This window comes from Streptomyces sp. NBC_01408 (genome assembly GCF_026340255.1).
Lineage (GTDB): Bacteria > Actinomycetota > Actinomycetes > Streptomycetales > Streptomycetaceae > Streptomyces.
Genome location: NZ_JAPEPJ010000001.1, coordinates 1402242 through 1428664 on the forward strand (window position 1 = coordinate 1402242; position 26423 = coordinate 1428664).

The 26423-nt window shown below is 72.0% G+C and carries 25 protein-coding genes and 3 tRNA genes; 5 read left to right on the top strand and 23 right to left on the bottom strand.

Annotated elements, in window-relative coordinates:
• Positions 1-24: 24 nt before the first annotated feature.
• The 6 genes from OG447_RS06590 to OG447_RS06615 form a co-directional block, all read right to left on the bottom strand.
• The gene (locus tag OG447_RS06590) at positions 25-1539 is read right to left on the bottom strand and encodes a HAMP domain-containing sensor histidine kinase (RefSeq protein ID WP_266935474.1); all 1515 of its coding nucleotides are present in this window, start codon (positions 1537-1539) and stop codon (positions 25-27) included.
• Between the two features lie 158 nt (positions 1540-1697).
• Positions 1698-2465, bottom strand: a complete 768-nt coding sequence (locus OG447_RS06595; protein ID WP_323181729.1) for a response regulator transcription factor — start codon at positions 2463-2465, stop codon at positions 1698-1700.
• 69 nt (positions 2466-2534) lie between these two features.
• Positions 2535-3422 (bottom strand): amidohydrolase family protein, encoded by an 888-nt coding sequence (locus OG447_RS06600; RefSeq protein WP_266935475.1) that lies wholly within the window; start codon positions 3420-3422, stop codon positions 2535-2537.
• Complete coding sequence (locus OG447_RS06605) at positions 3400-3738, bottom strand: antibiotic biosynthesis monooxygenase (RefSeq protein ID WP_266935476.1); 339 nt, start codon at positions 3736-3738, stop codon at positions 3400-3402. Before OG447_RS06605 ends, OG447_RS06600 begins: the two co-directional genes overlap by 23 nt.
• A gap of 143 nt (positions 3739-3881) precedes the next feature.
• Positions 3882-4766, bottom strand: a complete 885-nt coding sequence (locus OG447_RS06610; protein ID WP_266935477.1) for a DUF2797 domain-containing protein — start codon at positions 4764-4766, stop codon at positions 3882-3884.
• Positions 4763-5197 (bottom strand): Lrp/AsnC family transcriptional regulator, encoded by a 435-nt coding sequence (locus tag OG447_RS06615; RefSeq protein WP_266935478.1) that lies wholly within the window; start codon positions 5195-5197, stop codon positions 4763-4765. The genes OG447_RS06610 and OG447_RS06615 overlap by 4 nt, the downstream gene beginning before the upstream one ends.
• A gap of 108 nt (positions 5198-5305) precedes the next feature.
• On the opposite strand from OG447_RS06615, the gene OG447_RS06620 reads away from it, so the two are divergent.
• Entirely contained in the window at positions 5306-6238 is a 933-nt protein-coding gene (locus OG447_RS06620) for an SMP-30/gluconolactonase/LRE family protein (protein WP_266935480.1), read from the top strand.
• On the opposite strand, the gene OG447_RS06625 is transcribed toward OG447_RS06620, so the two are convergent.
• The 4 genes from OG447_RS06625 to OG447_RS06640 form a co-directional block, all read right to left on the bottom strand.
• Positions 6220-6585, bottom strand: coding sequence for a PH domain-containing protein (locus OG447_RS06625; RefSeq protein ID WP_266935481.1), 366 nt, complete (start codon positions 6583-6585; stop codon positions 6220-6222). The two genes, OG447_RS06620 and OG447_RS06625, sit on opposite strands and share 19 nt — an antisense overlap.
• Positions 6586-6611: 26 nt before the next feature.
• The gene (locus OG447_RS06630; RefSeq protein ID WP_323181730.1) at positions 6612-7373 is read right to left on the bottom strand and encodes a histone deacetylase; all 762 of its coding nucleotides are present in this window, start codon (positions 7371-7373) and stop codon (positions 6612-6614) included.
• A 72-nt stretch (positions 7374-7445) separates the two neighbouring features.
• Positions 7446-7518: transfer RNA gene (locus OG447_RS06635), tRNA-Arg, on the bottom strand.
• A 225-nt stretch (positions 7519-7743) separates the two neighbouring features.
• A tRNA-Ser gene (locus OG447_RS06640) sits at positions 7744-7834 on the bottom strand.
• A 186-nt stretch (positions 7835-8020) separates the two neighbouring features.
• Between OG447_RS06640 and OG447_RS06645 the strand changes: the two genes are divergently transcribed.
• From OG447_RS06645 to OG447_RS06655, 3 genes are all read left to right on the top strand, one after another.
• A complete protein-coding gene (locus OG447_RS06645) occupies positions 8021-8449 on the top strand; it encodes an SSI family serine proteinase inhibitor (RefSeq protein WP_266935483.1) in 429 nt (142 codons plus the stop codon).
• Between the two features lie 119 nt (positions 8450-8568).
• Positions 8569-11979 (top strand): PAS domain-containing protein, encoded by a 3411-nt coding sequence (locus OG447_RS06650; RefSeq protein ID WP_266935484.1) that lies wholly within the window; start codon positions 8569-8571, stop codon positions 11977-11979.
• Between the two features lie 13 nt (positions 11980-11992).
• Positions 11993-12568, top strand: coding sequence for an antibiotic biosynthesis monooxygenase (locus OG447_RS06655; RefSeq protein ID WP_266935485.1), 576 nt, complete (start codon positions 11993-11995; stop codon positions 12566-12568).
• A 7-nt stretch (positions 12569-12575) separates the two neighbouring features.
• On the opposite strand, the gene OG447_RS06660 is transcribed toward OG447_RS06655, so the two are convergent.
• The 9 genes from OG447_RS06660 to OG447_RS06700 all read right to left on the bottom strand — a co-directional run bounded on the left by OG447_RS06660 (position 12576) and on the right by OG447_RS06700 (position 21531).
• On the bottom strand, positions 12576-14225 hold the full coding sequence (locus tag OG447_RS06660) for a long-chain fatty acid--CoA ligase (protein ID WP_266935486.1): 1650 nt from the start codon (positions 14223-14225) through the stop codon (positions 12576-12578).
• 210 nt (positions 14226-14435) lie between these two features.
• A complete protein-coding gene (locus tag OG447_RS06665; RefSeq protein WP_266935488.1) occupies positions 14436-14969 on the bottom strand; it encodes a SigE family RNA polymerase sigma factor in 534 nt (177 codons plus the stop codon).
• Between the two features lie 158 nt (positions 14970-15127).
• The gene (locus OG447_RS06670; protein ID WP_266935489.1) at positions 15128-16294 is read right to left on the bottom strand and encodes a lipid-transfer protein; all 1167 of its coding nucleotides are present in this window, start codon (positions 16292-16294) and stop codon (positions 15128-15130) included.
• Positions 16291-16680, bottom strand: a complete 390-nt coding sequence (locus tag OG447_RS06675) for a MaoC family dehydratase (protein WP_266938783.1) — start codon at positions 16678-16680, stop codon at positions 16291-16293. The genes OG447_RS06670 and OG447_RS06675 overlap by 4 nt, the downstream gene beginning before the upstream one ends.
• A 12-nt stretch (positions 16681-16692) precedes the next feature.
• The gene (locus tag OG447_RS06680) at positions 16693-17742 is read right to left on the bottom strand and encodes an acyl-CoA dehydrogenase family protein (protein WP_266935490.1); all 1050 of its coding nucleotides are present in this window, start codon (positions 17740-17742) and stop codon (positions 16693-16695) included.
• Complete coding sequence (locus OG447_RS06685; protein WP_266935492.1) at positions 17742-18797, bottom strand: bifunctional MaoC family dehydratase N-terminal/OB-fold nucleic acid binding domain-containing protein; 1056 nt, start codon at positions 18795-18797, stop codon at positions 17742-17744. The genes OG447_RS06680 and OG447_RS06685 overlap by 1 nt, the downstream gene beginning before the upstream one ends.
• Positions 18794-19951: an acyl-CoA dehydrogenase family protein gene (locus OG447_RS06690; RefSeq protein ID WP_266935493.1), complete on the bottom strand. Its 1158-nt coding sequence runs from the start codon at positions 19949-19951 to the stop codon at positions 18794-18796. Before OG447_RS06690 ends, OG447_RS06685 begins: the two co-directional genes overlap by 4 nt.
• A 203-nt stretch (positions 19952-20154) precedes the next feature.
• Positions 20155-20466 carry a hypothetical protein gene (locus OG447_RS06695; protein ID WP_266935494.1) on the bottom strand — a complete coding sequence of 104 codons (312 nt, stop codon included), beginning with the start codon at positions 20464-20466 and terminating at the stop codon, positions 20155-20157.
• Between the two features lie 672 nt (positions 20467-21138).
• Positions 21139-21531 (bottom strand): DUF6344 domain-containing protein, encoded by a 393-nt coding sequence (locus OG447_RS06700; RefSeq protein WP_266935496.1) that lies wholly within the window; start codon positions 21529-21531, stop codon positions 21139-21141.
• Between the two features lie 665 nt (positions 21532-22196).
• Between OG447_RS06700 and OG447_RS32250 the strand changes: the two genes are divergently transcribed.
• Positions 22197-23024, top strand: coding sequence for an AraC family transcriptional regulator (locus tag OG447_RS32250; protein WP_323181821.1), 828 nt, complete (start codon positions 22197-22199; stop codon positions 23022-23024).
• Positions 23025-23429: 405 nt separating this feature from the next.
• On the opposite strand, the gene OG447_RS06710 is transcribed toward OG447_RS32250, so the two are convergent.
• From OG447_RS06710 to OG447_RS06725, 4 genes are all read right to left on the bottom strand, one after another.
• Positions 23430-23514: transfer RNA gene (locus tag OG447_RS06710), tRNA-Ser, on the bottom strand.
• Positions 23515-23563: 49 nt separating this feature from the next.
• A complete protein-coding gene (locus OG447_RS06715) occupies positions 23564-24511 on the bottom strand; it encodes a serine protease (RefSeq protein ID WP_266935500.1) in 948 nt (315 codons plus the stop codon).
• A 238-nt stretch (positions 24512-24749) separates the two neighbouring features.
• Positions 24750-25802: a YeiH family protein gene (locus OG447_RS06720; RefSeq protein ID WP_266935502.1), complete on the bottom strand. Its 1053-nt coding sequence runs from the start codon at positions 25800-25802 to the stop codon at positions 24750-24752.
• Complete coding sequence (locus OG447_RS06725) at positions 25802-26356, bottom strand: cysteine dioxygenase family protein (protein WP_266935503.1); 555 nt, start codon at positions 26354-26356, stop codon at positions 25802-25804. Before OG447_RS06725 ends, OG447_RS06720 begins: the two co-directional genes overlap by 1 nt.
• Positions 26357-26423 lie beyond the last annotated feature (67 nt).

Below are 26423 nucleotides of genomic sequence, written 5' to 3' on the forward strand. Positions count from 1 at the left end.
CGTCGACCCTCGCGGGGTGCCCTGTCATCGCTGTGTGGTGAGCCTGTGCCCCGTCTGTGAGTCCGGTCCCGCGCCGTCGGCCGCGGGCCCTACGGCGAGCGGCAGCAGCACCTCGAAGCAGGTCCGGCCCGGCTCGCTCCGTACGTCGACCCGTCCGCCGTGCGCGCCCACCACGGCCTGGACGATGGCGAGCCCGAGGCCGGTGGAGCCCGCCGCCCGGGAACGGGAGGCGTCGCCCCGGGCGAAGCGCTCGAAGACGTGGGGGAGCAGGTCGGGCGGGATACCGGGGCCGTCGTCCTCGATCCGCAGCCGGACGGCGGATGTTTCACGTGAAACATGGGCGGTGACCGTGGTGCCGGGCGGGGTGTGCGTACGGGCGTTGGCGAGCAGGTTGACCAGGACCTGCTGGATCCGGGCCGGGTCGGCGCTCACGGGCGCGGGCTCGTCGGGAAGCCGCAGCCGCCAGTGGTGCCCGGGGCCGGCGGCCCGGGCGTCGCTGAGGGCGTCGACGACGAGCGGCGCGAGGTCGGTGTCGGTGCGGGACAGCGGGCGGCCGGCGTCGAGCCGGGCCAGCAGCAGCAGGTCCTCGACCAGCCCGGTCATCCGGGTCGCCTCGGACTCGATGCGGCCGAGGGCGTGCCGGGTGTCGGGGCCGGGCTCCTCCCGGCCCCGCCGGGTCAGCTCGGCGTAGCCGCGGATGGAGGCGAGTGGAGTGCGCAGCTCGTGGCTGGCGTCGGCGACGAACTGCCGGACCCGGGTCTCGCTCTGCTGGCGGGCCGTGAGCGCGGAGGAGACGTGGCCCAGCATGCGGTTCAGCGCGGCCCCGACCTGGCCCACTTCGGTACGGGGGTCCGCCTCGGCTTCCGGGACCCGTTCGTGGAGCGCGGGCTCGCCGCTGTGCAGGGGGAGTTCGGAGACCCGGGTGGCGGTGGCTGCCACCCGGTGCAGCGGGCGCAGGGCGACGCCGACCAGCACCTGCCCTGCGAGGGAGGCCGCGATCAGGCCGGCCACGGTGACGCAGACCTCCACCGCGATCAGGATCCCCACGGTGCGGTCGACACCGGCCAGCGGGAAGGCCAGGGCCAGGCTGCCGTCGGGGGCGGTGAGCACGCGGTACGAGCCGAGTCCGGGCAGGTCCAGATCGGCCGCGCCGGAGCGCGGGGTGCTGGCGGCCTGCACGAGTGCCTCGGTCTGGGCGGGGGTGAGCGACACGCGGTGGTCGCGGTCGGGGCCCTCGGCGGGGACGCTGCGCGCCCCGGTGACCTTGTCCCCGGGATCGAGGCGGATCCCGGCGGTGCCCAGCGGGGTGCCGGGGGCCAGCACGAAGGCGAGGTTGCCGTCGCGGCTCGCCTTGGCGGCGCCGGGCCCCCGGGAGGCCATGGTCACCGCCGTGTGCAGCTCTTCGTCCAGCTGGCCCATCAGGTAGGAGCGCAGGGCGAGGGTGGTGACCGTCCCGATGGCAGCGCCCACCACGGCGATCAGCGCGACCGCAGCGAAGACGAGCCGGGCCCGCAGCGACCAGGGGCGCCGCCACGGCATCCGCAGGCGGGGCGTCCGCAGGCGGGGCGTCCGGAACCTGCCGGGGCCGGGGGACGCGCCGGGCCGGGGGGACGCGTCGGGCCGGGATGACGTGCCGGGCCGGGATGACGTGCCGGGGCTGGGGGACGCGTCGGGACTGGGGGACGTACCCGTCGGCACTAGTCGGCCGGCTTGATCAGGTAGCCGGCCCCGCGCCGGGTGTGGATCATGGGCGCCAGTCCGGGGCCGCTCTCGAGCTTGCGCCGCAGGTAGGAGATGTACAGCTCGACCACGTTGGCCTGGCCGCCGAAATCGTAGGACCAGACCCGGTCCAGGATCTGCGCCTTGCTCAGCACCCGGCGCGGGTTGCGCATCAGGTAGCGCAGCAGCTCGAACTCGGTGGCGGTCAGGTGAATCTCCTGACCGCCCCGGGTCACCTCATGACTGTCCTCGTCGAGCCGCAGGTCGCCGACGGCCAGCACCGAGCCGCCGCGCGCCGCCTGCGCCGCGCCCGAACGCCGGACCAGCCCGCGCAGCCGGGCCACGACCTCCTCCAGGCTGAACGGCTTGGTGACGTAGTCGTCGCCGCCCGCCGTCAGACCCGCGATGCGGTCCTCGACGGAGTCCCTCGCCGTCAGGAACAGCACGGGGACCTGCGGGATCTCCCGGCGCAGCCGTCCGAGGACGGCCAGCCCGTCCATGTCCGGAAGCATGATGTCCAGGACCACGACGTCCGGCCGGAACTCCCGCGCCGCCCGCACCGCGGCCGCCCCGTCCCCGGCGCTGCGGACTTCGCAGCCCTCGTAGCGCAGGGCCATGGACAGCAGCTCGGAGAGCGAGGCCTCGTCGTCGACGACGAGCACCCGGCAGGGTCCGCCGTCGGGCCGTACCAGGGCCGCGGGGTTGCTGGTGGACGTGGACGCGTGAGAGGTGGTCGTCGCAGTCATACGGCCACGCTGACCGGCACCTCTGAGAGCGTTCTTGTCCCTACCTGTGAATCTCCTGAGAAACGCCGCTCAGCCGTCGAGCCGGAACAGGCGCGCGCCGTTGTCGTGGCAGACCGCGCGCAGCCAGTCGTCGCCCAGGCCGAGCCGTTCGAGAGCGGCGAGCTGGTGCTCGTACGGATAGGGGATGTTCGGGAAGTCGGTGCCGAGGAGGATCCGGTCGCCGAGGTCCGCGAGCCTGCCGAGCTCACCCGGCGGGAAGCCGCTGAACTGCTCGGAGAAGTCGGTGAAGGCCATGGTGGTGTCGAGCCGCACCTGGTCGTACCGGTCGGCGATGTCGAGGAAGTCCGTGTACTCGGGCATGCCCATGTGGGCGATGACCAGCGGCAGCCGCGGGTGCCGGGACAGCAGCCGGGCGATCGGCTCGGGTCCGGTGTACTTGCCGGGCGCGGGTCCCGAACCGCAGTGGATCACGATCGGGATGCCTGCCTCCGCGAGCAGCCCCCACACCGGGTCGAGCCGGTCGTCGTTCGGGTCGTAGCCACCGACCTGGAGATGGGCCTTGAAGATCCGGGCCCCGGCGTCGACGGCCCGGCCGACGTACCCGCTCACGCCCTCCTCCGGGAAGAAGGTCGCGGTGTGCAGGCAGTCGGGGGTGCGGGCGGCGAAACCGGCGGACCAGGAGTTGAGCCAGGCGGCCATCGCGGGCTTGTGGGGGTAGAGCATGGCGGTGAAGGCCCGGACCCCGAACTCCCGCAGGAGCGCGACGCGCTGCTCCTCCTCCTGCCGGTAGGTGATGGGCCACTCGACACCGGTCAGCGGGCCGACCGCATCGAAGTGGTCCCAGACCTTGTCCAGGACCCGCTCGGGCATGAAGTGGGTGTGGACGTCGACCAGTCCGGGCAGCCCGAGCCGCTCCCGGAAGGCGCGGACCGCCTCAGCCGTTGCGGACAAAGCCATGGCTCCGCTCGACGGTGGCGACGTGCAGGGTGTAGCTCTCGTACCAGTCGGCGCGGCCCTGCTTCATGGCCGCCTGGTGCTCCAGGTCCTGCCGCCACACGCCGAGGGACTCGTGGTCGCGGAAGTAGGCGACGGTGATGCCGAGACCTCCGGGGGTGCGTGCGAACTCGTAGCCGAGGAAGCCCGGATTCTCCCGGACGATCTCGTTCATCCGGGCGAGGGTCTCCGGGTAGCCGCTGTCGTCAGAGGTGCGCACATTGCTGAAGACCGCCATCAGGTAAGGCGGTTCGAAGGCCTGTACAGGCTGGATGCTCATGCCCACCACCCTCGGCGGCGCGCCCCCGGCCTGTCCACAGCAATCCGGCCCGCACGCCCAAAGGGATCCAAGTTTTGACCATGCCCGGGCGGCGCACCCCGCTCAGACGGCGCACCCGCCCGGACCGTTCGGACGCGGGCCGCTCAGAACAGCCCGTCCTGCTCGGCCGGTGGGCCCGCGGCCGACGGGATCTCCGCCACCGGAACGGCCGTCACCGACTCGCCCCCGGGGACGAGGAGTTCCCAGCCGGCCAGCAGCCGGGTGTCCACCACGAGCCCGTCCGCGAGGTGCAGATCGGGCCCGGCCGCGCCCACCAGCCGCCCCACCACCGCCCCGCCGGGCACCATCTGCGTGATCACCCGGTCGGATGCGGGCAGCCCGTCCAGCCCGAACGGTCCGGCGTGGTCGGCGATTTCGCATTCCAGCCGCTCCAGCGACTCCGGCCACCCCGGCAGCGCGGCCGCCCGGGCGTGCAGCTCGGCGACCTCCCCGGCCCGTTCGGACGCGGGCGGCAGGTGGGCCCGTACGGCGCGCTTGCGGGCGTAGGCAATCCGGTCGGGCACCCCGAGGGCCGCCCGCAGCAGCTCCTCGGTACGCCGGGTGGCCATGAGCGGCCCGCGCCCCAGCCACGTCCAGGTCACCGCGCCCTGTTCCAGCAGCCGGGCCGGCCCGCGCTCCTCGGCGGTGATGCCCACCTTGACCATGCCGGGTCCGAACCAGGCCAGGTAGACGCGGTAGGTGCGCGGATCGGCCGCGTTGGTGTCGGCGGCCACCGAGAACGACCGGTCGAGGCGGGCGCATTCGGGGCACTGCGCGTTCCCGGTCCGGGCGGGCACGGTGGCGGCCGTGGGACAGGCGGTCCGCTTCCCGGCCCGCCATACGCCCAGGCAGTGCCGCTCGCCGCGGGCGGCGAATGCCAGTCGCTGCCCGTACGCGAGCACGCTCGCCCGCTCCCCGCGCCCCTCCCCGAGCCACCCGATGGCGGGGCCGCCGTCCTTCCACCGGATCCCGGTGCACCGCCAGCTCACAGCGGGAGCGGCCGCTCGAAGAAGGTCTCCAGGACGACGGTGGCGTGCGTGCCGCTGACGCCTTCGATGGCGTAGAGGCGGCGCAGGACGTCCTGCAACTGCCCGGTGGAGGCCGTACGCACCTTGACCAGCACCGAGGCGCTGCCCGCGATGATGTGCGCCTCCTGGATCTCGGGGATCGCCGCGAAGGCCGCGCCGGACTCACCCATCCAGGCGTTGGAGTCGACCATCACGTAGGCGAGGACCCCGCTGCCGACCGCGGCCGGATCGACGTCGACGGTGGTCCGCCGGATGACCCCGCGCTCGCGCAGCTTGCGCACGCGCTCGTGGGTGGCTCCGGCCGAGAGCCCGACGGCGGTGCCGAGTGCGGCGTACGACTGACCCGCGTCCTGCTGCAGGCGCAGGACCAGCGCCCGGTCGATGTCGTCCACGCGATCTTCCTCTCATGAGCCCGTTGGCTCTTGCGAGGAAGGTACCCGATCCTGCAATCTCACCATCATGCCGAACACCATTCGGCACATCACTTCAATGGGAGAATTATGTATGCCATAGCCGACCTCACCTTGTACGAGATCCTGGACGACCGCTTCCGTACCGGCCGCTGCGCCAACGGCGACGCCCGACTGGAGCGGCTCCACGACGACTGCCGCTGGGCCGAAGGCCCCCTCTACCTGCCGGCCTGGCGCCAGCTGGTGTGGAGCGACATCCCCAACGACCGGATGCTGCGCTGGGACGAGGCGACCGGCGCGGTCTCCGTCTTCCGCTCCCCGGCCGGCCACTCCAACGGCAACACCCTGGACCGCGAAGGCCGCCTCATCACCTGCGAGCAGGGCAACCGGCGCGTCACCCGCACCGAGCCGGACGGCACCCTCACCGTCATCGCCGACCGCTTCGACGGCAAGCGGCTCAACAGCCCGAACGACGCCGTGGTCCGCTCGGACGGCACGGTCTGGTTCTCCGACCCGGACTTCGGCATCACCAACGACTACGAGGGACGGCGCGCCCCCTCCGAGATCGGCGCCTGCAACCTCTACCGGGCCGACCCCGCCACCGGCGCGGTCCGCCTTGCCGCGGACGGCTTCCTGGGCCCGAACGGCCTCGTCTTCTCCCCCGACGAGAGCGAGCTCTACGCGGCCGACACCCGGGCCGGCCACATCCGCGCGTTCAAGGTCACCGAAGACGGCCGCCTGACCGACGACCGGATCTTCACCGACTGCCCCTCGGTCGACAACATCCGCTTCGACGACGAAGGCCGGCTGTGGGCGGCCGCGATGGAGTCGGGCGTCCACTGCTACGCCCCGGACGGCACCCTGATCGGCCGGGTACGCGTCCCCGAACCGGTCTCGAACATCGCCTTCGGCGGCCCCAAGAACAACCGCCTCTTCATCACCGCCACCACCTCCCTCTACTCCCTGGTGATGTCGGTGACGGGCCTCCCCCGGGTCCTCCGGGGTCAGCGGGCGACGAACTGAGTCAGGATCGCCTGGACCTCGTAGATGTTGACGCCCTTGGTGAAGGTCTTCTCGATCGGCGTCGCGCTGCCGGATATCCAGATCTTGAGCTCGGCGTCGAGATCGAAGTGTCCGGCGGTCTCCACGGAGAAGTGCGTGATGCTCCGGTACGGGACGGAGTGGTACTCCACCTTCTTGCCCGTGAGCCCCTGCTTGTCCACGAACACCAGCCGCCGGTCGGTGAACAGGATGGTGTCCCGGATCAGCACGAACGCGGCGTGCACCTGCTCCCCCTGCCCCAGCAGCCGCGCGTAGTCCCGCTGCGCCGACGCGTGGTCGACGGTGTGCGCATTCCCGAACAGTCCCATGGGAGCCCCCTCTTCCTCAGGTTCGGTCAATCTCCCGCAACACTATCCAGACCGCCCACTGGTCCACGTCCCCCGGCAGAGCCAGATCCCCCCTGACATCTCCCGGGGGACCTCCTCCCCATCAAGGAGGAGCCCGTGAGCAGTTCCAGTACCTCCTCCGGAGCCCAGTTCCCGGCGGCGCCGGGGCGGGAGGACAGGTAGTCGGCGATGTCCGGCTCCTCCCACGGCCCCGCCTCCAGCAGACCTCCGGCCAGGTACCCCAGGTACGCCGCGGACGGCATGAGCGGCTCGACGTCCCGCAGGGTCCACGGCGCGGTGAACGTCAGGACGGGAATCCCCTCGATCGTCCCCGGGCAGATCAGCGTCTCGTACCGCCCGGCGCCCAGCTCGTCGCGCCCCTCGCGCAGCACCCTGGTCAGGTCGACGTCCGCGCCCGGCTGCCCGTACATCTCCTGCGCGGCGATGTCCGACAACTGGCTCACGGTCACCAGGTGAGCACGCGCCCTCGTACGACCGGGCGCCGCCGGGTCGTAGAGACCCCTGCCTCCCGTCCACACCAGGGACTCGGTGGCGAAGTAGAGGGAGCCTTCCAGCTCGACGGCGATCGACCGTTCCGGCGCCCGGTGGTCCCTGCAGCCCGGGTACGTCCTCGTCGCGCCGGGCGGCGTCCCGCCGGCGAGGTAGGCGGTCAGCCGGTCCATGTGCATGTTGGAGCCGTAGGACGCGTACCAGACCCGCCCCGGGGCGGGGAGCTCACCGGTCAGGGGATCCGCGACGTGGACAGTCACGCTCTGCACCTCGCTGCTGTACGGGAAAACGGCAGAGGCCCCAGGATTTCTCCTGGGGCCTCTGACCTGCTGTGCACTCGGCAGGATTCGAACCTGCAACCTTCTGATCCGTAGTCAGATGCTCTATCCGTTAAGCTACGAGTGCTTGGCTTGCTGGGGTTTTGCGCCCCGTTGGCCTTGCGAGAACAACAATACATGGACCTCGCCGGGACGCGAAATCCATTAGCCAAACCACTACTGACCTGCGGAAACGGCCTGGAAGAAGATCGTCCAGTTGGGTCCGGCCGGGTGCCCCGGGTCGCACAGACATCGCAGGCCGGCCGGAACGCACCGAAGCCCCGGTCCATGCGGACCGGGGCTTCGTGAAGTGCGGAGGCGGAGGGATTTGAACCCTCGATGGGGGGTAAGCCCCAAACCGCATTAGCAGTGCGGCGCCATAGACCGGACTAGGCGACGCCTCCAGCACACCCCCGCGTACGAGGGTGCGTGCAGATGATGACACAGGCGCGGGGCCGGTCACCAATCCGCTCCCACGGTACTAGGACGAGCGGGCGGAGGGCAAAGCCTTAAAGCCCGCCCGGGACGCAACGTAGGCGGGCCCCCGTCGTTGGTCAGGCGTACGACGTACGGACGACCTGGAGTGCCTCATGCTGCGTCTCGCCGCCTTCGCCGTCACCTCAGCCCTGGCCGCCGCGGCCGCCGGGCCGCTGCCCCCGCTGCCCCTGGGCCGGCTGCTGGCGGCGGCACCCGACCGCCTCACCATCTCCATGGCCGACACCGGGAACCCCCGGCTGGACCGGGAGTACCGGCTCGAGTGCGATCCGGTGGGCGGTGATCACCCCTGGAAGGAGCAGTCCTGCGCGCGGCTGGACCAGCTCGCCGGGGAGGGGAAGGACCCGTTCGCCCCCGTCTCCAAGCGGCAGATCTGCAACATGCAGCACGGGGGCCCGGCCACCGCCCGGATCACCGGAACCTGGCACGGACAGAAGGTGGACGCCACCTTCCGCAGGACCAACGGATGCGAGATCAACCGCTGGGACGAGTTGGAACCTCTGCTTCCGCCTGGGCGTTCCTGACCTGGGAGGATGTGCGGCTTGGGCGGTATCCACCCCTCATCCGCCCTCCCGCCGCGGGGCTGTGGCCTTAGACTCCTCCCGTGACTTGCCGGTAGTTGTGGTCAGGGAGGAAGCTCGTCGTGAGCAGCAGGCCATCCCGAGGCGCTGCTCGCCTCGCAGCAATACTCGACGCTCTTCCGGACGCGCTGTTGCTCGTCAACGCCAACGGCACTGTCGTCAACGCGAATTCGATCGCCCTCGAGGTCATGGAGAGCCCCGGTACCGGGCTCGTCGGCCGCGGCGTGCTCGACCTCCTGCCCGAGTTCGACTCCAAGCTGATCCCCGGCTCGATGCGCCGGCCCGGCGAGGACGAGGGCGGCCGGGCCAAGCCCGCGCGGATGATCGCCCGCCGGACCGACGGCAGCGAGTTCCCCGTCGAGGTCACCAGCGCGCATCTCGACGGTCGCGACGCCTATCGCGAGCCGCAGCCCTCCTACACGGGTGACGAGCTGCTGATGCTCGTCGTACGGGACCTCTCTCAAACCGTGGACACCGAGGCCGAGCTGGCCCGCTCGCAGCGCCAGACCGAGATGATCCTGCGGGCCGCCGCCGAGGGCGTCGTCGGCACCGACACCGACGGACGGGTGGTGCTGGTCAATCCGGCCGCTGCGCAGATCCTCGGCTACCGCGCCACCGACCTCGGCAACCGCGAACTGCACGGGCTCGTCCAGCACTCGCGCGCCGACGGCTCGCCGTTCCCGTTCGAGGAATCCCCCCTCGCCGACACCCTGCGCAGCGGGCGCAAGCACCGCGTGCGCGGACAGGTGCTGTGGAACAAGGCAGGCCAGCCGGTGGCCGTCGACCTGACCACCTCTCCCGTACGGGACGGGGAGCAGCTCGTCGGCGCCGTCATGACCTTCACCGACCGGCGCCCCTACGACGCCCTCGCGGCGCGCCACGCGCAGCTGCTGGCCGTCCTCGGCGAATCGCTCCACGGGCCGCTGGAGGAGCTGCGCGGGGAGCTGGCCACGCTCGCCGCCGACGACGCGGGGCAGCTGTGGCCCGAGGCCAACCAGCTGCTGCACCACCTGGCCGCCGGGTACTCCCGGATGACCACGCTGGTGGACAACGTGCTCGGCTTCCAGCGCCTGGACGCCGGCAGCGACCGGCTCAAGAAGAAGAAGGTCCTGATCAACGGCGTCGTCACCGCCGGTGTCGACGGCGCGGTCGAGCTGATCGGGCCGGGACGCGCGCAGTTCGCCGTCCACGCCCCGACGATCGAGGCCGAGGTCGACGCGGACCGCATCTCCACCGCGCTCGCGCACCTGATCGCGGACGTCGCCGGGGTGGACGCCACCGGCAAGACCCGTCAGGGCAGCGGCTACAGCGACTCCACGATCGTGGTGGCGGCCGCGCAGCGCGGTGACGTCGTACGGATCGAGGTGCGCGGGCCGTACGAGGGCGGCAACCCGGTGCACGAGCCGATCGTGCGGGGGATCGTGTCCGCGCACGGCGGCGTACTGCAGACCGTGGAGGTTCCGGGCGCGCCCGGCGGTGCGTACGTGCTGGAGCTGCCGCTGGGCTCGGGAGCCGGAACGGTGACGCTGCCCGAGCCGGCGGAGGAGCCCCCGGGCGGAGCCGGCGAGTCCGACGAGGCCCCCGCGGGCAAGGTCTCCGGCGGCCGGCGCGCCCGACGCGGGGTGGACGCCTTCCTGGACGACGAACCGCGGGTACCCGGCGGACCGGGGGCCACGAAGGCGGCCGAGGGCGGAGGGAGCGCGCTGGCGCTGCCGTCCGGGCGGCGCCGGGCGGGCGAGGCGGGCCCCGGCCCGCACGACGCGGACCCGGGTTCCGGGCTGGCCCAGTCGCCGGTGAACCCGGCGGGGCTCGGCACCGGGCGCCGCCGCGGTCGCGACGGCGACGGCAGCGGCGAGGGCGGCCAGGGCGGGGCGGGACGGCCCGTGCCCCCGCAGGGCACCGCCATGCCCGCGCTGCCGCCCGTACCCTCCGTGCCGCCGGTTCCGGTGACCGAGCATCCCGCCGGGCGGCGCCGGGCACTGGGCCCGGCGCCGGCGCAGCGGCCCGGCGGCCCCGTACCGGCGCAGCCCGGCGGTCCCGTAGCGGCGCGGCCCGGCGGCCCCGTACCGGCGACCGGGCTCGGGCCGACGCCCGCGCCCGCCCAGGCCCCGGCTCGGCCCATCGCCCCCGAGGGCGGCTTCGCGCTGCCCGCGGGACCGACCCCGGCTCCGCAGCCGCCGCAGGCCCACGCCATGGCCGGACCGGCACCGGCCCCCGCCGAGGCCGAGGGCGAGACCGACTCCGAGAACACCGGCGGACGCCGTGGGCGCCGGGTGCTGGGCGCGCCCGCGGCCGAGCCCGAGGCCGAGGCCGAGGCCACCGCGCGGCCCGTCGCGGGGACACCGGACCCCGCTGAGGCGGCACACCCGACCGGGCGGCGCCGTGCGCTGCCGGCCACTCCGGCGTGGCCGGTCCCGGCGGCCCGGACGGCTCCCGAGGACGACGAGGCCTCCGGCCAGCTCGCGGTCCCCGGGGCCCGGCAGCCGCAGGACACCCCGGCGGACGACCAGCCGGGGCAGCCGATCAGCGTGCGCGCCCTCGGCACCCTGGGCCAGGGCATCTCCGTGGACCCGACCGGTTCGGGCTCCGGCCGTCGGCGCCGGCTCTCCGAGCCCGCGCCCCAGGGCCGCGCCTTCGCCATAGGAGCCCCCGAGGCGGGCTCCGACGAGGGTCCCGAGCCGCTGGACGGCCCCGGTGGCGCCGTCGAGGTGGTCAACAGGCCCGTACCGCGGCCCGTGGACGACGAACTCCCGCCCGAGCCCCTAGACAACCCGCGCCGGCTCCTGGTGTGGCCCGCGCCCGACGTACAGACGCAGCAGGCGCTCAGCGACCGTGGCTACCGCCCGGTGATCGTGCACTCCCGCGAGGAGGTGGACGCGCAGATCGCCGCGTTCCCCGCGGCGCTGTTCGTGGACCCGCTGACCGGGCCGATCACTCGGACCGCCCTGCAGTCGCTGCGCCAGGCCGCGGTGGCCGCGGAGGTCCCCGTACTGGTCACGGCCGGGCTGGGGCACGCCACGCGCGAGGCGGCGTACGGGGCCGATCCGGCCGTCCTCCTCAAGGCGCTCGCGCCGCGCGACAGCGAGCAGCACCCTTCCCGGGTGCTGCTGATCGAGGAGCACGACGAGATCGCCACCGCGCTGACCGCCGCCCTGGAGCGGCGTGGTCTGCAGGTCGCGCGGGCCGGGGCCGACACCGACGCCGTGGAGCTGGCGACCCGGATGCGGCCCAACCTGGTGGTCATGGACCTGATGCAGGTGCGCCGGCGGCGGGCTGGGATCGTGGACTGGCTGCGCGCCAACGGGCAGCTGAACCGCACCCCGCTGGTCGTCTACACGACGGCCGGCATCGACCCGGCCGAGCTGCCGCGGCTGGCCTCCGGCGAGAGCGTGCTCTTCCTCGCCGAGCGGGCCACGACCACGGACGTCCAGGGCCGCATCGTGGACCTGCTGGCCAAGATCGGCACCAACTAGTAATCCTGGGCCGATGGCCATCACCAACACGAGCGAGCAGACCGTCCCCGCCGACAACGGCGAGGTGAACCTGCTGATCGCCCGGCAGGTGGAGCCCGGGCACGAGGAGAACTTCGAGGCCTGGGCCCACGGGATCCTCGAAACGGCCGCGGGCTTCCCGGACCACCTCGGGTACGGGCTCTTCCGCCCGGCTTCGAAGGGCGAGCCGTGGTTCTTGGTCCACCGGTTCCGCAATCAGGCGGCGTTCCAGCGCTGGCAGGACTCCGCGGAGCGGGCGCAGTGGTTCTCGAACTGCCTCGGCCACCACCACACGGAGATAGCCCGCCGGGAACTGCACGGCATGGAGACCTGGTTCGCCAAGCCGGGTACGACCCGGCCCGCGCCGCCCCGGTGGAAGATGGCGATCAGCTCGGGACTGGCCATCTTCCCGATCTCGCTCGTCGGCAACGCGGTGCTCGGGCCGTACCTGGTGGATCTGCACTTCGTGCTGCGGACGGCCGCCTTCGCCGTCGTCTTCAGCACCCTGATGACCTACGTGGCCATGCCCGCCGTCAGCAAGCTGCTGCGGCCATGGCTCACCAAGGGCTGAGACCGGGTCAGTCCAGCTTCGTGACGTCCAGGGCGCCGTCGGCGTACTGCTTGCGGATCACCTTCTTGTCGAACTTGCCGACGCTGGTCTTCGGCACCGCCTCGATGACCGTCCAGCGCTCCGGCAGCTGCCACTTGGCGATCGACTGGGCGAGGAACGCACGCAGTCCCTCGTAGTCCACGGTCGCGCCCTCCTTGAGGACGACGGTGGCCAGCGGACGCTCGCCCCACTTGTCGTCGGGGACGGCGACGACGGCCGCCTCGGCGACCTCGGGGTGCGCCATCAGCGCGTTCTCCAGTTCCTGGCTGGAGATCCACTCGCCGCCGGACTTGATGACGTCCTTGGCCCGGTCGGTCAGGGTGAGGTAGCCGTCGGGGCTGATGATGCCGACGTCGCCGGTCTTGAGCCAGCCGTCCGCGCTGAACTTGTCCTCGGGGCGGAAGGGTTCGCCGGAAGCACCGCCGTAGTAGGCGCCCGCGATCCAGGCGCCGCGCACCTCCAGCTCGCCCGCCGACGTGCCGTCCCAGGGAAGGAAGCTGCCGTCGGGGCCGACCAGGCGCGCCTCGACGCCCGCCGGGAAGCGGCCCTGGGTGATCCGGTACGGCCACTCCTCCTCGGCGCCCAGACCGGCCGGGGGGTGCGCCATGGTGCCCAGCGGGGAGGTCTCGGTCATGCCCCAGGCGTGGCAGAGGCGGACGCCGAGCTTGTCGTAGGCCTCCATCAGGGAGGGGGGACAGGCCGCGCCGCCGATGGTGACCTGCTTCATCGAGGTCAGGTCGCGCGGGTTCGCGGTGACCTCGGCCAGCAGTCCCTGCCAGATGGTGGGGACGGCCGCGGCATGCGAGGGCTTCTCCCGCTCGATCATCTCGGCGAGCGGGGCCGGCTGCAGGAACCGGTCCGGCATCAGCATGTTGATGCCGGTCATGAAGGTGGCGTGCGGCAGGCCCCACGCGTTCACGTGGAACTGCGGGACCACGACGAGGCTGGTGTCCGCGGACGTCAGACCCATCGACTCGGCCATGTTGACCTGCATGGAGTGCAGGTAGATCGAGCGGTGGGAGTAGACGACGCCCTTGGGGTCCCCGGTGGTGCCGGAGGTGTAGCACATCGCGGCCGCCTGGCGCTCGTCCAGATCCGGCCAGTCGAAGCTCTCGGGACGGCCGTCGAGGAGCTCCTCGTACTCGTGGACGCGCACGTCCAGGCCTTCGAGCGCCGAGCGGTCGCCGATGCCGGCGACGACGACGTGCTCGACGGTCGGCAGGTGCGGCAGCAGCGGCACGAGCAGGGGCAGCAGCGAGCCGTTGACCAGCACGACCCGGTCGGCGGCGTGGTTGACGATGAAGACCAGCTGCTCGGGGGGCAGACGCAGGTTGAGCGTGTGCAGGACCGCGCCCATGGAGGGGATCGCGAAGTACGCCTCGACGTGCTCAGAGTTGTTCCACATGAGCGTTCCGACGCGGTCGCCCTGCTGGACGCCGAGCTCGTCGCGCAAGGCGTTCGCGAGGCGGGTGGCGCGGGTACCGATCTCGGCGAAGCTTCGACGATGCGGCTCAGCCTCCCCGGTCCAGGTCGTGACCTGGGACTTCCCGTGGATCGTCATCCCGTGCTGGAGTATGCGGGTGACGAGGAGTGGTACGTCCTGCATGGTGCTCAGCAAAGCGTCCTCCCGGTGAGCGCTGCGGCGCTGCGGCGGCTACGGATGCTGCCGATTCTGCGCACGTACCGGTCGGCATGTCACTACCCAGGAGTAGAAACCAGCCCCTGTTTCACGTGAAACATCCGAAGTCGACCCGCGCGGGCCGGTTCGGGACGGTGTTTCACGTGAAACGACGCTGTTTCACGTGAAACACCGGATGAGCCGACCTCCTCAGCGGACCGGAGTGAGTTCCGGGTCCTCGCGGAGCTTGTGGAGCGCGCGGGAGACGGCGCTCTTGACCGTGCCGACCGAGACACCGAGCAGCTCGGCGGTCTGCACCTCGCTCAAGTCCTCGTAGTAGCGCAGGACGACCATGGCCCGCTGCCGGTCGGGCAGCCGGGTCACCGCGCGCCACATCGCGTCGCGCAGCGCCTGCGCCTCCGCGGGGTCGGCGGCCGGCGGCTGCTCCGTCTCCGGGATCTCGTCGCAGGAGAACTCGTCGACCTTGCGCTTGCGCCACTGGGAGGTGCGCGTGTTGACCAGGGTCCGCCGGACGTATCCGTCCAGGGCGCGATGGTCCTCGATCCGGTCCCAGGCGACGTAGGTCTTGGCGAGGGCGGTCTGGAGCAGGTCCTCGGCATCGCACGGGTTGGCGGTGAGCGAGCGCGCGGTGCGCATCAGGACCGTGCCGCGGGTCCGGACGTACGCCGAGAACGACGGGTACGGCGTCGGATTCGAGGCGAGCGTGCACACAGGCGTGGTCATGTGTCCACGCTAGGAGCGCACGCCCGGCCTGGGATCGCCCGTAAGTGCCGAAGGCGGATCCGTCTCAGGTTGTAGGACCGGTGCGGGCCCCACCTCCTGTAGGTGGAGGAGGCGGGGCGCTCACCGGACCCGGCTCAGGCCGTGGAACGGCCGTGACCTCAGCTGTCGGCGCCGAGGACCAGGCCCGAGGTCGGTACCCCGGTACCAGCCGTGACCAGGGCGTGCGCGGCGCCGTCGACCTGGTTGACGGAGGTCCCGCGCAGCTGGCGGACGGCCTCGGCGATGCCGTTCATGCCGTGCAGGTACGCCTCACCGAGCTGGCCGCCGTGGGTGTTGAAGGGCAGCGCTCCGGCGGCCACGAAATCGGCGGCCTCGCCGGGCGCGCAGAAGCCGAACTCCTCCAGCTGCATCAGCACGAAGGGGGTGAAGTGGTCGTAGAGGATGCCGACGTCGATGTCCGAGGGCCGCAGCCCGCTGGTCCGCCACAGCTGGCGCGCGACCACGTTCATCTCCGGCAGCCCGGTGAGCCCGTCGCGGTAGAAGGAGGTCATGCCCTCCTGGCGGCGCCCCGCGCCCTGCGCGGCCGCGGTGATCACCGCCGGGGCCTGACGCAGGTCCCGGGCCCGCTCGATGCTGGTGACGACCAGGGCCTGGCCGCCGTCCGTCTCCTGGCAGCAGTCCAGCAGCCGCAGCGGCTCGACGATCCAGCGCGAGGCGGCGTGGTCGGCGAGGGTGATGGGCTTGCCGTGGAAGTAGGCGGCGGGGTTGGTGGCGGCGTACCGGCGGTCGGTGACCGCGACGTGCCCGAACGCCTCCGGGGTGAGGTTGTAGGTGTGCAGGTAGCGCTGGGCGGCCATGGCCACCCAGGAGGCCGGGGTCAGCAGCCCCCAGGGCAGCGACCAGCCGAGGGCCGCCCCCTCCGCCGAGGGCTCTCGCTGCTGCACGCCGGAGCCGAAGCGGCGCCCGGACCGCTCGTTGAAGGCGCGGTAGCAGACCACGACCTCCGCCACCCCGGTGGCGACGGCCAGCGCCGCCTGCTGCACGGTGGCGCAGGCCGCGCCGCCGCCGTAGTGGATGCGGGAGAAGAAGGACAGGTCTCCGATGCCCGCCGCCTGGGCGACGGTGATCTCGGGGCTGGTGTCCATCGTGAAGGTGACCATGCCGTCGACGTCGGCGGGGCTGAGCCCGGCGTCGTCGAGTGCGGCGTGCACGGCCTCTACGGCGAGCTTCAGCTCGCTGCGGCCCGAGTCCTTGGAGAACTCGGTCGCCCCGATACCGGCGATGGCGGCCCGGCCGCCCAGTTCGTCGCGGGTGCGGACGCTCATCCGGCGCTCCCCAGGGTGACGGTGACGGTGCCGGTCACGTGGTGGCCGATGCCGTTGGTGCCGACGACGCGGATCTCGGCGGTGTCCCCGTCGAGGGCGGTGACGGTGCCGGTGAGGGTCATGGTGTCGCCCGGATAGTTGGGTGCGCCGAGGCGGATGGCCACCTTGCGCAGGACGGAGTGGGGGCCGAGGTGGTCGGTGATGTACCGGCCGACCAGGCCGTTCGTGGTCAGGATGTTCATGAAGACGTCCGGGGAGCCCTTCTCCCGGGCCAGCGACGCGTCGTGGTGCACGTCCTGGTAGTCGCGGGAGGCGATGGCTCCCGCGACGATCAGGGTCCGGGTGACCGGTATCTCCAGCGCGGGCAGTTCCTCGCCGACCCTCAGCAGTTCCACGGCTCAGCCCTCCTGCGCCAGCACGGCGCCCAGTTCGGCCAGCAGCTCGCTGCCGCAGCCCAGGTAGGCGTCCAGCTGGCGCCCCCACAGGAAGTGCCGGTGGACGGGGTGGTCCAGGTCGGCGCCCATCCCGCCGTGCAGGTGCTGGCCCGCGTGCACGACCCGCTTGCCCGCCTCCGAGGCCCACCAGGCCGCCGTCAGCGCGTGCTCGCGCGCCGGCAGGCCCTGGTCGAGGCGCCAGGCCGCCTCGTACGCGGTGACCCGGATCGCCTCCGTGTCCATGTACGCGTCGGCGGCCCGGAGCATGACCCCCTGGTTGGTGGAGAGCGGCCGGCCGAACTGCTCGCGCGTGGAGGTGTACTCGACCGCCCGGGCGAGCGAGCCCGCACAGACGCCCGCCTGAAGTCCGGCGAAGGCGGTGCGGGCGGCGGCCAGCGTGTGCTCGTAGGGGCTCTCGCCGTTGCTCCCGCCGGAGTCCGCCGCCCCGAGGCGTTCGGCCTCGGCTCCGGTCAGCGTCAGGCGGGCCGCGGACCAGGGGGCGGTGGTCTCCACCGGGGAGGTCCGCACACCGGGCGCGTCCACCCGTACGAGCCACAGCGCCCGGTCCGCGTCCGGGACCAGTACATGCGTGGCCTCGCGCAGCCAGGGCACGGCGGGGGCCGTCCCCGTGAGCCGGCGTCCCTCGGCCCTGAACCGCCCGCCGTCCGGGAAAGCACCGGTGGCCACCGCCTCGCCGCTGCCCAGGGCGGGCAGCAGGCGGGCGCGCTGCTCGGCACTGCCGTGTGCGGCCACCGGGAGGACCCCGTAGGCGCAGGTGGCGGCGTACGGGACCTGCGCGGTGGTGCGCCCCTGTTCCTCCAGCAGCAGCACCAGACCGAGCAGACCGATGTCCTCGACGGCGGCGATCAGACCGGAGGCGGTCAGGGCCTTCCACAGCTCGGCGTCACCGCCGGTGCCGGCGGCGGCAAGGCGTTCATGGGTGGCGAGATCGCCGAAGATCCGGGCGGCGAGGCCGGCGGCGGCGGCCTGCTCCTCGGTGGGGTGGAAGTCCATCAGCCCTCGCTCCCGCGGAAGACGGGGAGTTCGAGGTCGTCGTCGACGCGCAGGAATTCCAGCCGGACGGACATGCCGATGCGCACCTTGTCGTAGGGGACGCCGGTGATGTTGCTGACGGTCCGGACGCCTTCCGCGAGCTCGACGAGCGCGACCGCGTAGGGCGGGTCGAAGGCCGGGAAGGGCGGGTGGTGCATGACGACGTAGCTGAACACCGTGCCCTCTCCGGAGGCCTCGACGGTGTCCCATTCGGGGGAGGCGCAGGCGTTGCAGCCGGGGAGCCACGGGAAGCGGAGGGTGGCGCATGCGGTGCAGCGCTGGATCAGCAGCTTGTGGTCCCTGACCCCGTCCCAGAAGCCCTGGTTGTCGCGGTTGATCACCGGGCGGGGGCGCTGGGCCTTGGGCTGCGCCGGCCTGCCGGGCCGGATCCGGGGTGGGGCGGCGGGGGCGTACTTGAGGATCCTGAAGCGGTGGGTACCCGCGAGGTCCCCGTTCGCGTGGACGTCCATGCGGGTCGTCACGAAGTGGCCGGTGCCCAGCTTGGTCGTCTTGCGGGGTGACACGGACTCGATGAGGGCGTCGAAGGTGATCGCGTCACCGGGGCGCAGCGGGCGCAGGTACTCCTGCTCGCAGTCGGTGGCCACCACGGAGGTGAAGCCCGCGCCGTCGAGCAGTGCGAAGAGCTCGTCGTAGGCGGAGGAGCGGTCGGTGTGGCCGGAGAACCCGCCCATCGTCCAGGCCTGGAGCATGGTGGGCGGAGCGATGGCGTCGGGTCCGGTGTACGCCGGGTTGGCATCGCCCATGGCCTCGCACCAGTGGCGGATCATCGGCTCGTTGACCGGGTCCTTGCCCCGGCCCGCGGTGGCGGCGGGCCGCCCCTCGAAGACCTTGAGGAGCGTGTGGAACCGGGCTGCCTCCTCGGCCCCGTCTGACTTCCGGGCCGCCTCTTCGACCCCGTCTGACTTCCGGGCCGCCTCCTCGGCCCCGTCTGGCCTTCGGGCCGCCTCCTCGACCCCGGCCTCGGCCGGCTCCCGGGCCGCCGCGTCTGCCGTCATCTCTTCCTCCCCTTCATGCCGAGCCGCATCATGGCGACGATCTCCCGCTGGACCTCGCTGACCCCGCCGCCGAAGGTGTTGATCTGCGCGGCCCGGTTCATCCGCTCCAGCTCGCCGCCCTCGAAGGCGGCGGGCCCGGGCCCCCGTATGAGGCCCTCCTCGCCCACCACCTCCTGGCACATCCGGTACACCTCGACGGTGGACTCGGTGCCGAGGAACTTCACGCCGCTCGCGTCACCGGGAGCCAGGGTGCCGCCGCCCACGTCCTGGACGAGGCGCCAGTTGAGGAGGCGTACGGCGGCCAGTCGCGCGTACGCCTCGGCCAGCCGGGACTGCACCCAGGGCCGGTCGGCGGGGCGGTCCCCGGTATCCGGGTCGGGGGTGCGGACGTGGGCGAGCGCGGCCTCGTAGAAGTCCTCGGCCTGCATGCCGATGGCGGCCAGGGCCACGCGCTCGTGGTTGAGCTGGTTGGTGATCAGGCCCCAGCCGCCGTGCTCGGGGCCGACCAGGTTGCCCGCGGGCACGCGGATGGAGTCGTAGTACGTCGCCGTGGTCGTGAGTCCGCCGACGGTCTCGATCGGGGTCCAGGCGAAGCCTGCGGCCGTGGTGGGCACCAGGATGATCGAGATGCCCTTGTGCTTGGGGGCGTCGGGGTCGGTGCGGCAGGCGAGCCAGATCCAGTCCGCGTTCTGCGCGTTGGAGGTGAAGATCTTCTGCCCGTCGATCAGCCAGTCCCCGCCGTCGCGCACGGCGCGGGTGCGCAGCGAGGCGAGGTCGGTGCCCGCCTCGGGCTCCGAGTAGCCGATGGCGAAGATGACGTCGCCCTGGAGGATCCGGGGCAGGAAGTACTCCTTCTGCTCCTGCGTCCCGTACTTCATCAGGGTCGGGCCCACGGTGTTGAGCGTGACCATCGAGACGGGGGCGCCGGCCCGGTAGGCCTCGTCGAAGAAGACGAACTGCTCGTCGGGGCCGCGGCCTTGACCGCCGTACTCGACGGGCCAGCCGAGTCCGAGCAGTCCGTCGGCGCCGATGCGGCGCAGGAGTGCGCGCTGGCCGGACAGGTCCTCGGGCACTCCGTCGGGCAGCAGTTCCCGGAAGTACTCCCGCAGTTCGGCTCGGAGCCGCAACTGGCCTTCGGTCGGGGCGAGGTGCACGGCGCTGGCCTCCCGGCATCACATCATCGAGTGAACCTGACTGTCCGTCAGATTCACCCGTGGTGTCAAGGTCGGGTGGGCCCCGGGGAGGCGATGAGGGAGCCGGGCGGGACGGGGCACGCGCGAGGGCGCCCGCGCTACCGGACCCCAGCCGGTCCGGTCGCACGGGCGCCCTCAAGAGTCCGAGCGGGCTCTGGCCGCGTCTACCACCAGGGGTAGAAGTTCACCGCCACCGTGGAGTTGGACTGGTCGATGGCCGTGAAGGCCGAGCCGTTGACCTGCGCGGTGTTGTTCTGGTTGGACGCGCCGGAACCGGTGGCTACCTGCTGCGAGGTGGAGGAGTTCCCGTGGTTGTTGCCGCCCACGCCGCTGCCGATGATGCTGGCGACGCTTGCATTCGATCCGTCGTTCGCGAAGGAGCCGTTGTCGGCCGATGCCACTCCCCCGAAGAGGGAGACGGCGAGGGGGAGCGCGGCGACGGCGGCGATAACGCGGGCGGTACGGATGCTTGCCATGTCTGAATCCTCCAGAAAACCGAAGTGGGACTTACTCCAAGGCAGTTGGCCGACCGCCTCGGTCGTTGCGTGTGCTGACGACGTCGCGAGACCAGAGTTGCCCACCGAATCCCCGGCGAACCACCCCGGAGTCCCCGATTCCCCCGCAAGTATGACCAACATCGGATAAACCTGGTTCGCGCCCCCGAAGCCCCAGGTCAGCACTCCCGCCTCTACCGAAACCCGTGTCCCACAGGCGCTGAAGCGTTCCACCAGCTCACCTCGCCCGGACATGCCAAAAAGGACCGCTCCGTCCGGGAACCCCACCGTCTCCCGGCCCTGCGGCCCTGCGATCCCAAGCTGCGCGCCCCCTGCGCGCCCCCGGCGCCCGCCGGGGCAAACCATCCGTGCCCCGCTCCGGGGCACCCCGCGGCGCGATCCACGGTCACGACTGACCGGGCTCCAGCGCCTGCGTCTGATCCTGCTTCTACTGCTCCTGCTGCTCGTCCTGTCCGTACTGCCATGCTGCTCGCGGTGCCGCACTGCGCGTGATCCCGTACTGCGCGTGGTGCCGTGCTCCGCATCGTGCCGTACTACGCGTGGTGCCGTACTACGCGTGGTGCCGTACTGCCTGTACTGCTCCTGCCTTCCGCACTGCCTGGCTGTCTGCGCTGCCGGCCGAGCGGTACGGGGCTACGCGGCGAGGGCCAGCACTTCCCGCGCGGCTCCGGCGGGGGCTCCGACTGCGGCCGCGGTGAGGTCCAGGTCGGCCGATCCGGATCCGGCGCCCATGGCCGCCGCGGTGGTCGAGCGGCGGACGGACGGGGTCTTGCCGTGGGCCTCGGCGCGGATCCGCTGCTTGATGGTCGGCGGGAGCGAACCGCCGCGCATCATCGCCCGCCAGGTCCGCCGGGCCGTCACCGCCGTCCTGCGTGCACCGGCAGCCGCAGGAGCCGGAACGGCGGGAGCGGGGACGGAGGCGGGGGCCGGAGCGGTCTTGCCACCGAAACCGAGGGAAGCGAAGAGTGCCACGAGAGCGGCGAGGACGGCGGTCCAGACGGAGGTGAAGGTGGTGCGGTGTGCCATGACGGGATGCCTCGTTTCGCGATGTTCCGACGGGCGGATCTGCATACATTCGTCATGATGTGGTCGCAACCGCACGACCCCGGCAACGCGCGCCGATCTTCCGACAAACACCACTCGGAAGGCCCAAAGCCCGCCGTCACCGCCTCCCGCACCCCTCTTACCGCCTGCGCATTCGCTGCCCTGAAGGGGCGGTTTCCGGGCTGCTGCCCCTGCTTCGCCGACCTGCTGCCAAGCCCTGCCCCAGGCACCCGACCGAGCACGCTCGCAGTCGGCTGGCAAGCCGGAAAACTCGTCGCACGCTCTACCCCGACCGGGAGGGAGCCGGGCGCTGCTCAGGGCTTCAAGCGCCATCACCACCGCCTGACAGCGAAACCGGCCGTCCACAGGCCCTGTGGATAACTCGTCTGCGATGTGGGCAGGGGAGCACTCCCTTGTGGACGAGCCCAGGGAAATGGCCGGGGTGAGCACCACTGCGGTCCTTCCGGGCTCGGCGAACCACACGCTCGGACTCCCTGGAATGCTGATGCTTGATCAGGACATGCAGCAGGGGCCGCGGCGCATCGACTTGTCAGGGGCTGGGCCGCCGCTGGGCGCTCGTCGCCACGGGGAGGGAGAGGGATATGCCGGTGGTCGGAAGCACAGGCACGACCGGTCAGGGACTCGCGATGACCCGAGTGGGTGGCCGGTGGCGGGTGACCCGGCCGTGGCCTCCCCAGCTGCGCCCGATCGTGCACAGCTATGCCGGCTACTGGGAGGCAGCAGCCTCTCCCTACCGGGTGCGGCTGGTTCCCACAGGTCGAGCGGTCGTGGTGATCAGTCTGGGGGAGCCGTTCGCCCACATCCGCCGGCTGGGGGACACGGGCCCGAACAGTCAGGTGACCGGCTCGCTGGTTGCGGGTCTGGAGGACGGGCCCCGGGTGTGTGGCCATCCCGGAGGCCAGGAGGCGATTCGGCTTGAATTGACCCCACTGGGCGCCTTTCGGCTGTTCGCCGTGCCGATGAGCGAGTTGACCAACAGGGTGGTCGAGCTGCGCGACGTCCTTGGGCCCGAGGCCGGAGTGCTGGTTGAGCAGCTGGCGGCCACCAGCGACTGGGGAGCGCGGTTCGACCTGCTGGACACCGCGCTGTCGGCCCGGCTCGAACGTGGCCCGCATCCCGCGCCCGAGGTGAGCCACGCCTGGCGACTGCTGTCCCGCGCCGGCGGGTCGATCCCCGTCGGGCGGATCGCGGCCGAAGTGGGCTGGAGTCAGGGCCACCTGGTCCGCCGGTTCACCGAACAGATCGGCCTGACCCCCAAGATGTCCGCCCGGGTACTGCGCTTCCATCGCGCCGTGAGGCTGCTCACCCGCGACGGTGCGAACCTCACCGAAGTGACCGCTGCCTGCGGTTTCTACGACCAGGCTCACCTCAACCGGGAGTTCCGCGCCCTGGCCGAGACCACCCCCGGCCAGATGGCCGCCGCCCGCGTGGCGGAGGGAGCCCTCGCCCTGTGAGAGGCGAGGTCAAATTTGTCCAAGCCAGGCCGTCTGCACGTCGATAGTGTCCCCGTTCGTAGTCGATCAGGCACCCACGCACATGGACCGCCTCCGCCAAGTGAAGAAGAGACCCTCCACTGGCTGCTGGGAGCGGACCGGGCAACGGTGAACCTGGCCCAGAGGGGAGAACTCGATGGAAGACCTGCTGCGCATCCTCGTGGCCGGGGCGCTCACAGGCGCCTTGGTCGGTTTGGCGGGAGCCCTCGGCCGGCGCAGCCGCAGGCGCCGAGAGGGCGGTGACACGAACACCCGCTGACGTTCCGCTCGGGCCCGGGGCATGCCACGACCACCCTGTACGCCCGGGCCCACAGAGCAAGAAGAACGACCCCTGACCGTTCTTGCTGGTCAGGGGTCGTCTACATGCGGTGGGTGTGGGATTTGAACCCACGGTGACTCGCGCCACGACGGTTTTCAAGACCGTTCCCTTAGGCCGCTCGGGCAACCCACCTGGCCGGTACAGAGTACCGGGCGGTGGGGGGCCGTGGGCGGGCGTGGGGTCAGGAGGTCTGAGCCTTGTCGTAGGCCGCCTTCGCCTCGTTGCCGAAGTACGGGCCGTACATCCGGTTCGGCAGGAAGGTGTAGCCGAAGCTGTTCACCGAGACCTGGGTGCCCAGGCCGGTGGCCTCGTTGAAGTCCTGGAACCAGGGGCCGCCGCTGGAGCCGCCCGTCATGTTGCAGGACAGGCTGTGGTCCTTGGTCAGCAGGAAGTCCTTGCCGCTGTTGCCGCTGCAGTACACCAGCTTGCTGCCGTCGTAGGGCGCGGCCGCGGGGAAGCCGAAAGAGTACATCCGCTTGTTGTATCCCCCGTTGAAGAGGATGCCCTGGGCGCCGACGGCCTGGGTGAGGGTCTGGCCGTTGAGCGGCGCCACGACGGCCAGGCCGACGTCCATGTTCATGTCCTCGCTCGCCGCCCACTGGTCGGTGGCGAAGGTCTTGGTGGCCGGCCACTGCCCGTACGGGGCGTTGCCGTTGTTGTACGCGGGGACGAAGACCCAGTTGGTGTGCCAGGCGCCCTGGTACTTCACGCAGTGGCCGGCCGTCATGACCGTGCTGCCGTTGGCACTGGTGACCGAGTCGCCCGAGCAGGAGGCGGTCCGGTCGCCCATGGTGAAGAAGACCCGGCCCGAGGTCTTCACCACGGCGCCGGCGCCCGTCCAGGCCCCGCCGGCCTGCGGAAACGCGGTGGGGGAGGCGGCGGCCGTCGGCGGGATGCTGGTGGAGGCCGCCGAGGTGGCGACCGGGGCACCGCCCGCTCCCGGGACCGCCGTGACGTCGAGCGGGGTGGCGGCGCGCATCCGTTCGGCGGTCCAGAAGCCCTGGCTGTGCTGCTGCCTGAACGAGGCGGGGGCGTCGGCGGCCGCCGAGGGGGTGGCCGCCGACAGCGCGCCCGCGATCAGTGCGCCGGCGCCCACGAGGACGGATACGGCCCTGCGATGACGATTCACGCATGACTCCTTCTGCCGTGCCCGGTCCTTCGGTCGGTCCCGGGCAGGGTGGGGGTGAAGAGCTGTCGGTGCGGATCGGCTGTTCTGTGCTTCGGCAGTTCTGAGCTTCGGCAGTTCTGTGCTTCGGCAGTTCGGCTCGCGGGGGCAGAGTGGCACGGCCGCGCGTCGATGTCAGCGGGCAGTCGGAACGTTCGGTCGGTTCCGGCCAGGAATTGGCCAACTCCCTTCCCCCACCGCCTCATACGGTGAGCATCACGCCCGCGTACGAGACCCCGGCGACCACCACCCACGCGCCGAGCCCCAGCACCGCGGCCCGCCCGCCGGTCCGGGCCAGCGTCGGCAGGTGCACCGCACTCCCGAGTCCGAACAGGGCGGCCGCCAGCAGCGCCTCCTGAGCCGTGTGCGCCCACTCCAGCGCCACGTCGGGCAGTACCCCGGTGGCCCGCACCACGGCCGCGGCCAGGAATCCGGCCACGAAGAGCGGCACCGGTGCGGGCCGGCGCCCCGCCGCGGTGCGCACCCCGCGCCGCCGGGCCCGTACCGCGAAGGCCACGGCGGCCACCAGCGGGGCCAGCAGCGCAACCCGCATCAGCTTGACCAGCACCGCTTCGCCGAGCGCGCCCGGGCCCGCGGTCTGCGCGGTCGCCACCACCTGGCCGACGTCGTGGACGCTCGCTCCCACCCAGCGCCCGAAGGCCGGGTCGGACAGTCCCAACGGACCTTGAAGCAGCGGGAGTACCGCGATGGCCAGCGTCCCGCACAGGGTCACCAGCGCCATGGAGGCGGCCACGTCCTCCTCGTCGCTGCCGGAGACCTCGCTCACCGCCCCGATCGCCGAAGCCCCGCAGATCGAGTACCCCGTGGCGATCAGCAGCGGCTGGTCCCCGGGCAGCCCGAGCCGGCGGCCCAGCCAGAGGGTGCCGTAGAAGGTGGCCGCGACCACCCCGGCCACCATGGCCACCGTGGCCCAGCCCAGCCGGAGCACCTGGTCCAGCCCCAGGCCGAGGCCCAGCAGGACGATGCCGATCCGCATCAGCCGCCGGCCCGCGAGGGACAGGCCCGGGCGCGCGGCTCCCCGGACGAGGGTCCGCAGGCCCGGAAGGTGCGCCACCGCGATGCCCAGGACCACCGAGGCGGTCAGCAGGGGCACGGCGGGAGCGATGCGGTGCACGCACCACGCCACGAGAGCGCCCGCGACCGCGAGTCCCAGCCCGGGCCAGGAAGAGGATGTTTCACGTGAAACACGATCCGCCCGTGCCGCCCGGGGGACAGGGCGGTTCAGCAGGGCCATCAGTCGGCCGGGAGGGCGTAGACCCTGCGGACACTGCTGCCCAGGCGGGCGACGTCGGCGCCGTAGACGTGGAGGGATATCGCCTTCGCACGACAGGAGTTGCGGACCTTGTGGATATCACCGGGCGGTGCGAACCCGCAGACGTCGCCCGGGCCGTTGACCACTTCCTCGGTCGCCACCAGCCGGGCGCCGGATACCGCCGTGGCCGGGGCCAGCCGGTAGCGGAGCTCGCTCTCCTCACCCTCGTGCACCCCGGCCACGCACCACGAGACGTGGTCGTGGATGGCGGTCTCCTGCCCGGGCAGCCACACCAGGGCGACCACCGAGAAGCTGCCGTCCGGCTCGGTGTGGAGGATGTGCTGCCGGTAGCGGTCCGCGCATCCCTCGCGCTGTTCGGGTGTGAGGAGATCCGGCGTCCCCAGGTGCGGAGCCACGCGCTCGCCGACGAGGTAGGCCGTCAGATCGGGGGCCAGTCCCCGGTCGACGACGGTGCGTATCTCCCGGACGAGGCCGGCCATCCTCGTGGTGGTTCGGGCCGGTGTCGTGGTGGTCATACCGGCAGCGTCCTGCCGTCGTTCGAGCATGTCCAACGACAGTTCTGACCCGAAATCCCAAGCAGAG

Bases quoted from the DNA above. Each gene is read 5' to 3' on its own strand.
- OG447_RS06695 (WP_266935494.1), bottom strand. From the start codon at position 20,466: ATGGCAAGCATCCGTACCGCCCGCGTTATCGCCGCCGTCGCCGCGCTC.
- OG447_RS06665 (WP_266935488.1), bottom strand. From the start codon at position 14,969: ATGACCACGCCTGTGTGCACGCTCGCCTCGAATCCGACGCCGTACCCG.
- OG447_RS32250 (WP_323181821.1), top strand. From the start codon at position 22,197: ATGACCCGAGTGGGTGGCCGGTGGCGGGTGACCCGGCCGTGGCCTCCC.
- OG447_RS06590 (WP_266935474.1), bottom strand. From the start codon at position 1,539: ATGCCGTGGCGGCGCCCCTGGTCGCTGCGGGCCCGGCTCGTCTTCGCT.
- OG447_RS06605 (WP_266935476.1), bottom strand. From the start codon at position 3,738: ATGAGCATCCAGCCTGTACAGGCCTTCGAACCGCCTTACCTGATGGCG.
- OG447_RS06685 (WP_266935492.1), bottom strand. From the start codon at position 18,797: ATGACGGCAGACGCGGCGGCCCGGGAGCCGGCCGAGGCCGGGGTCGAG.
- OG447_RS06670 (WP_266935489.1), bottom strand. From the start codon at position 16,294: ATGAGCGTCCGCACCCGCGACGAACTGGGCGGCCGGGCCGCCATCGCC.
- OG447_RS06680 (WP_266935490.1), bottom strand. From the start codon at position 17,742: ATGGACTTCCACCCCACCGAGGAGCAGGCCGCCGCCGCCGGCCTCGCC.
- OG447_RS06700 (WP_266935496.1), bottom strand. From the start codon at position 21,531: ATGGCACACCGCACCACCTTCACCTCCGTCTGGACCGCCGTCCTCGCC.
- OG447_RS06655 (WP_266935485.1), top strand. From the start codon at position 11,993: ATGGCCATCACCAACACGAGCGAGCAGACCGTCCCCGCCGACAACGGC.
- OG447_RS06720 (WP_266935502.1), bottom strand. From the start codon at position 25,802: ATGGCCCTGCTGAACCGCCCTGTCCCCCGGGCGGCACGGGCGGATCGT.
- OG447_RS06600 (WP_266935475.1), bottom strand. From the start codon at position 3,422: ATGGCTTTGTCCGCAACGGCTGAGGCGGTCCGCGCCTTCCGGGAGCGG.
- OG447_RS06645 (WP_266935483.1), top strand. From the start codon at position 8,021: ATGCTGCGTCTCGCCGCCTTCGCCGTCACCTCAGCCCTGGCCGCCGCG.
- OG447_RS06620 (WP_266935480.1), top strand. From the start codon at position 5,306: ATGTATGCCATAGCCGACCTCACCTTGTACGAGATCCTGGACGACCGC.
- OG447_RS06725 (WP_266935503.1), bottom strand. From the start codon at position 26,356: ATGACCACCACGACACCGGCCCGAACCACCACGAGGATGGCCGGCCTC.
- OG447_RS06595 (WP_323181729.1), bottom strand. From the start codon at position 2,465: ATGACTGCGACGACCACCTCTCACGCGTCCACGTCCACCAGCAACCCC.
- OG447_RS06625 (WP_266935481.1), bottom strand. From the start codon at position 6,585: ATGGGACTGTTCGGGAATGCGCACACCGTCGACCACGCGTCGGCGCAG.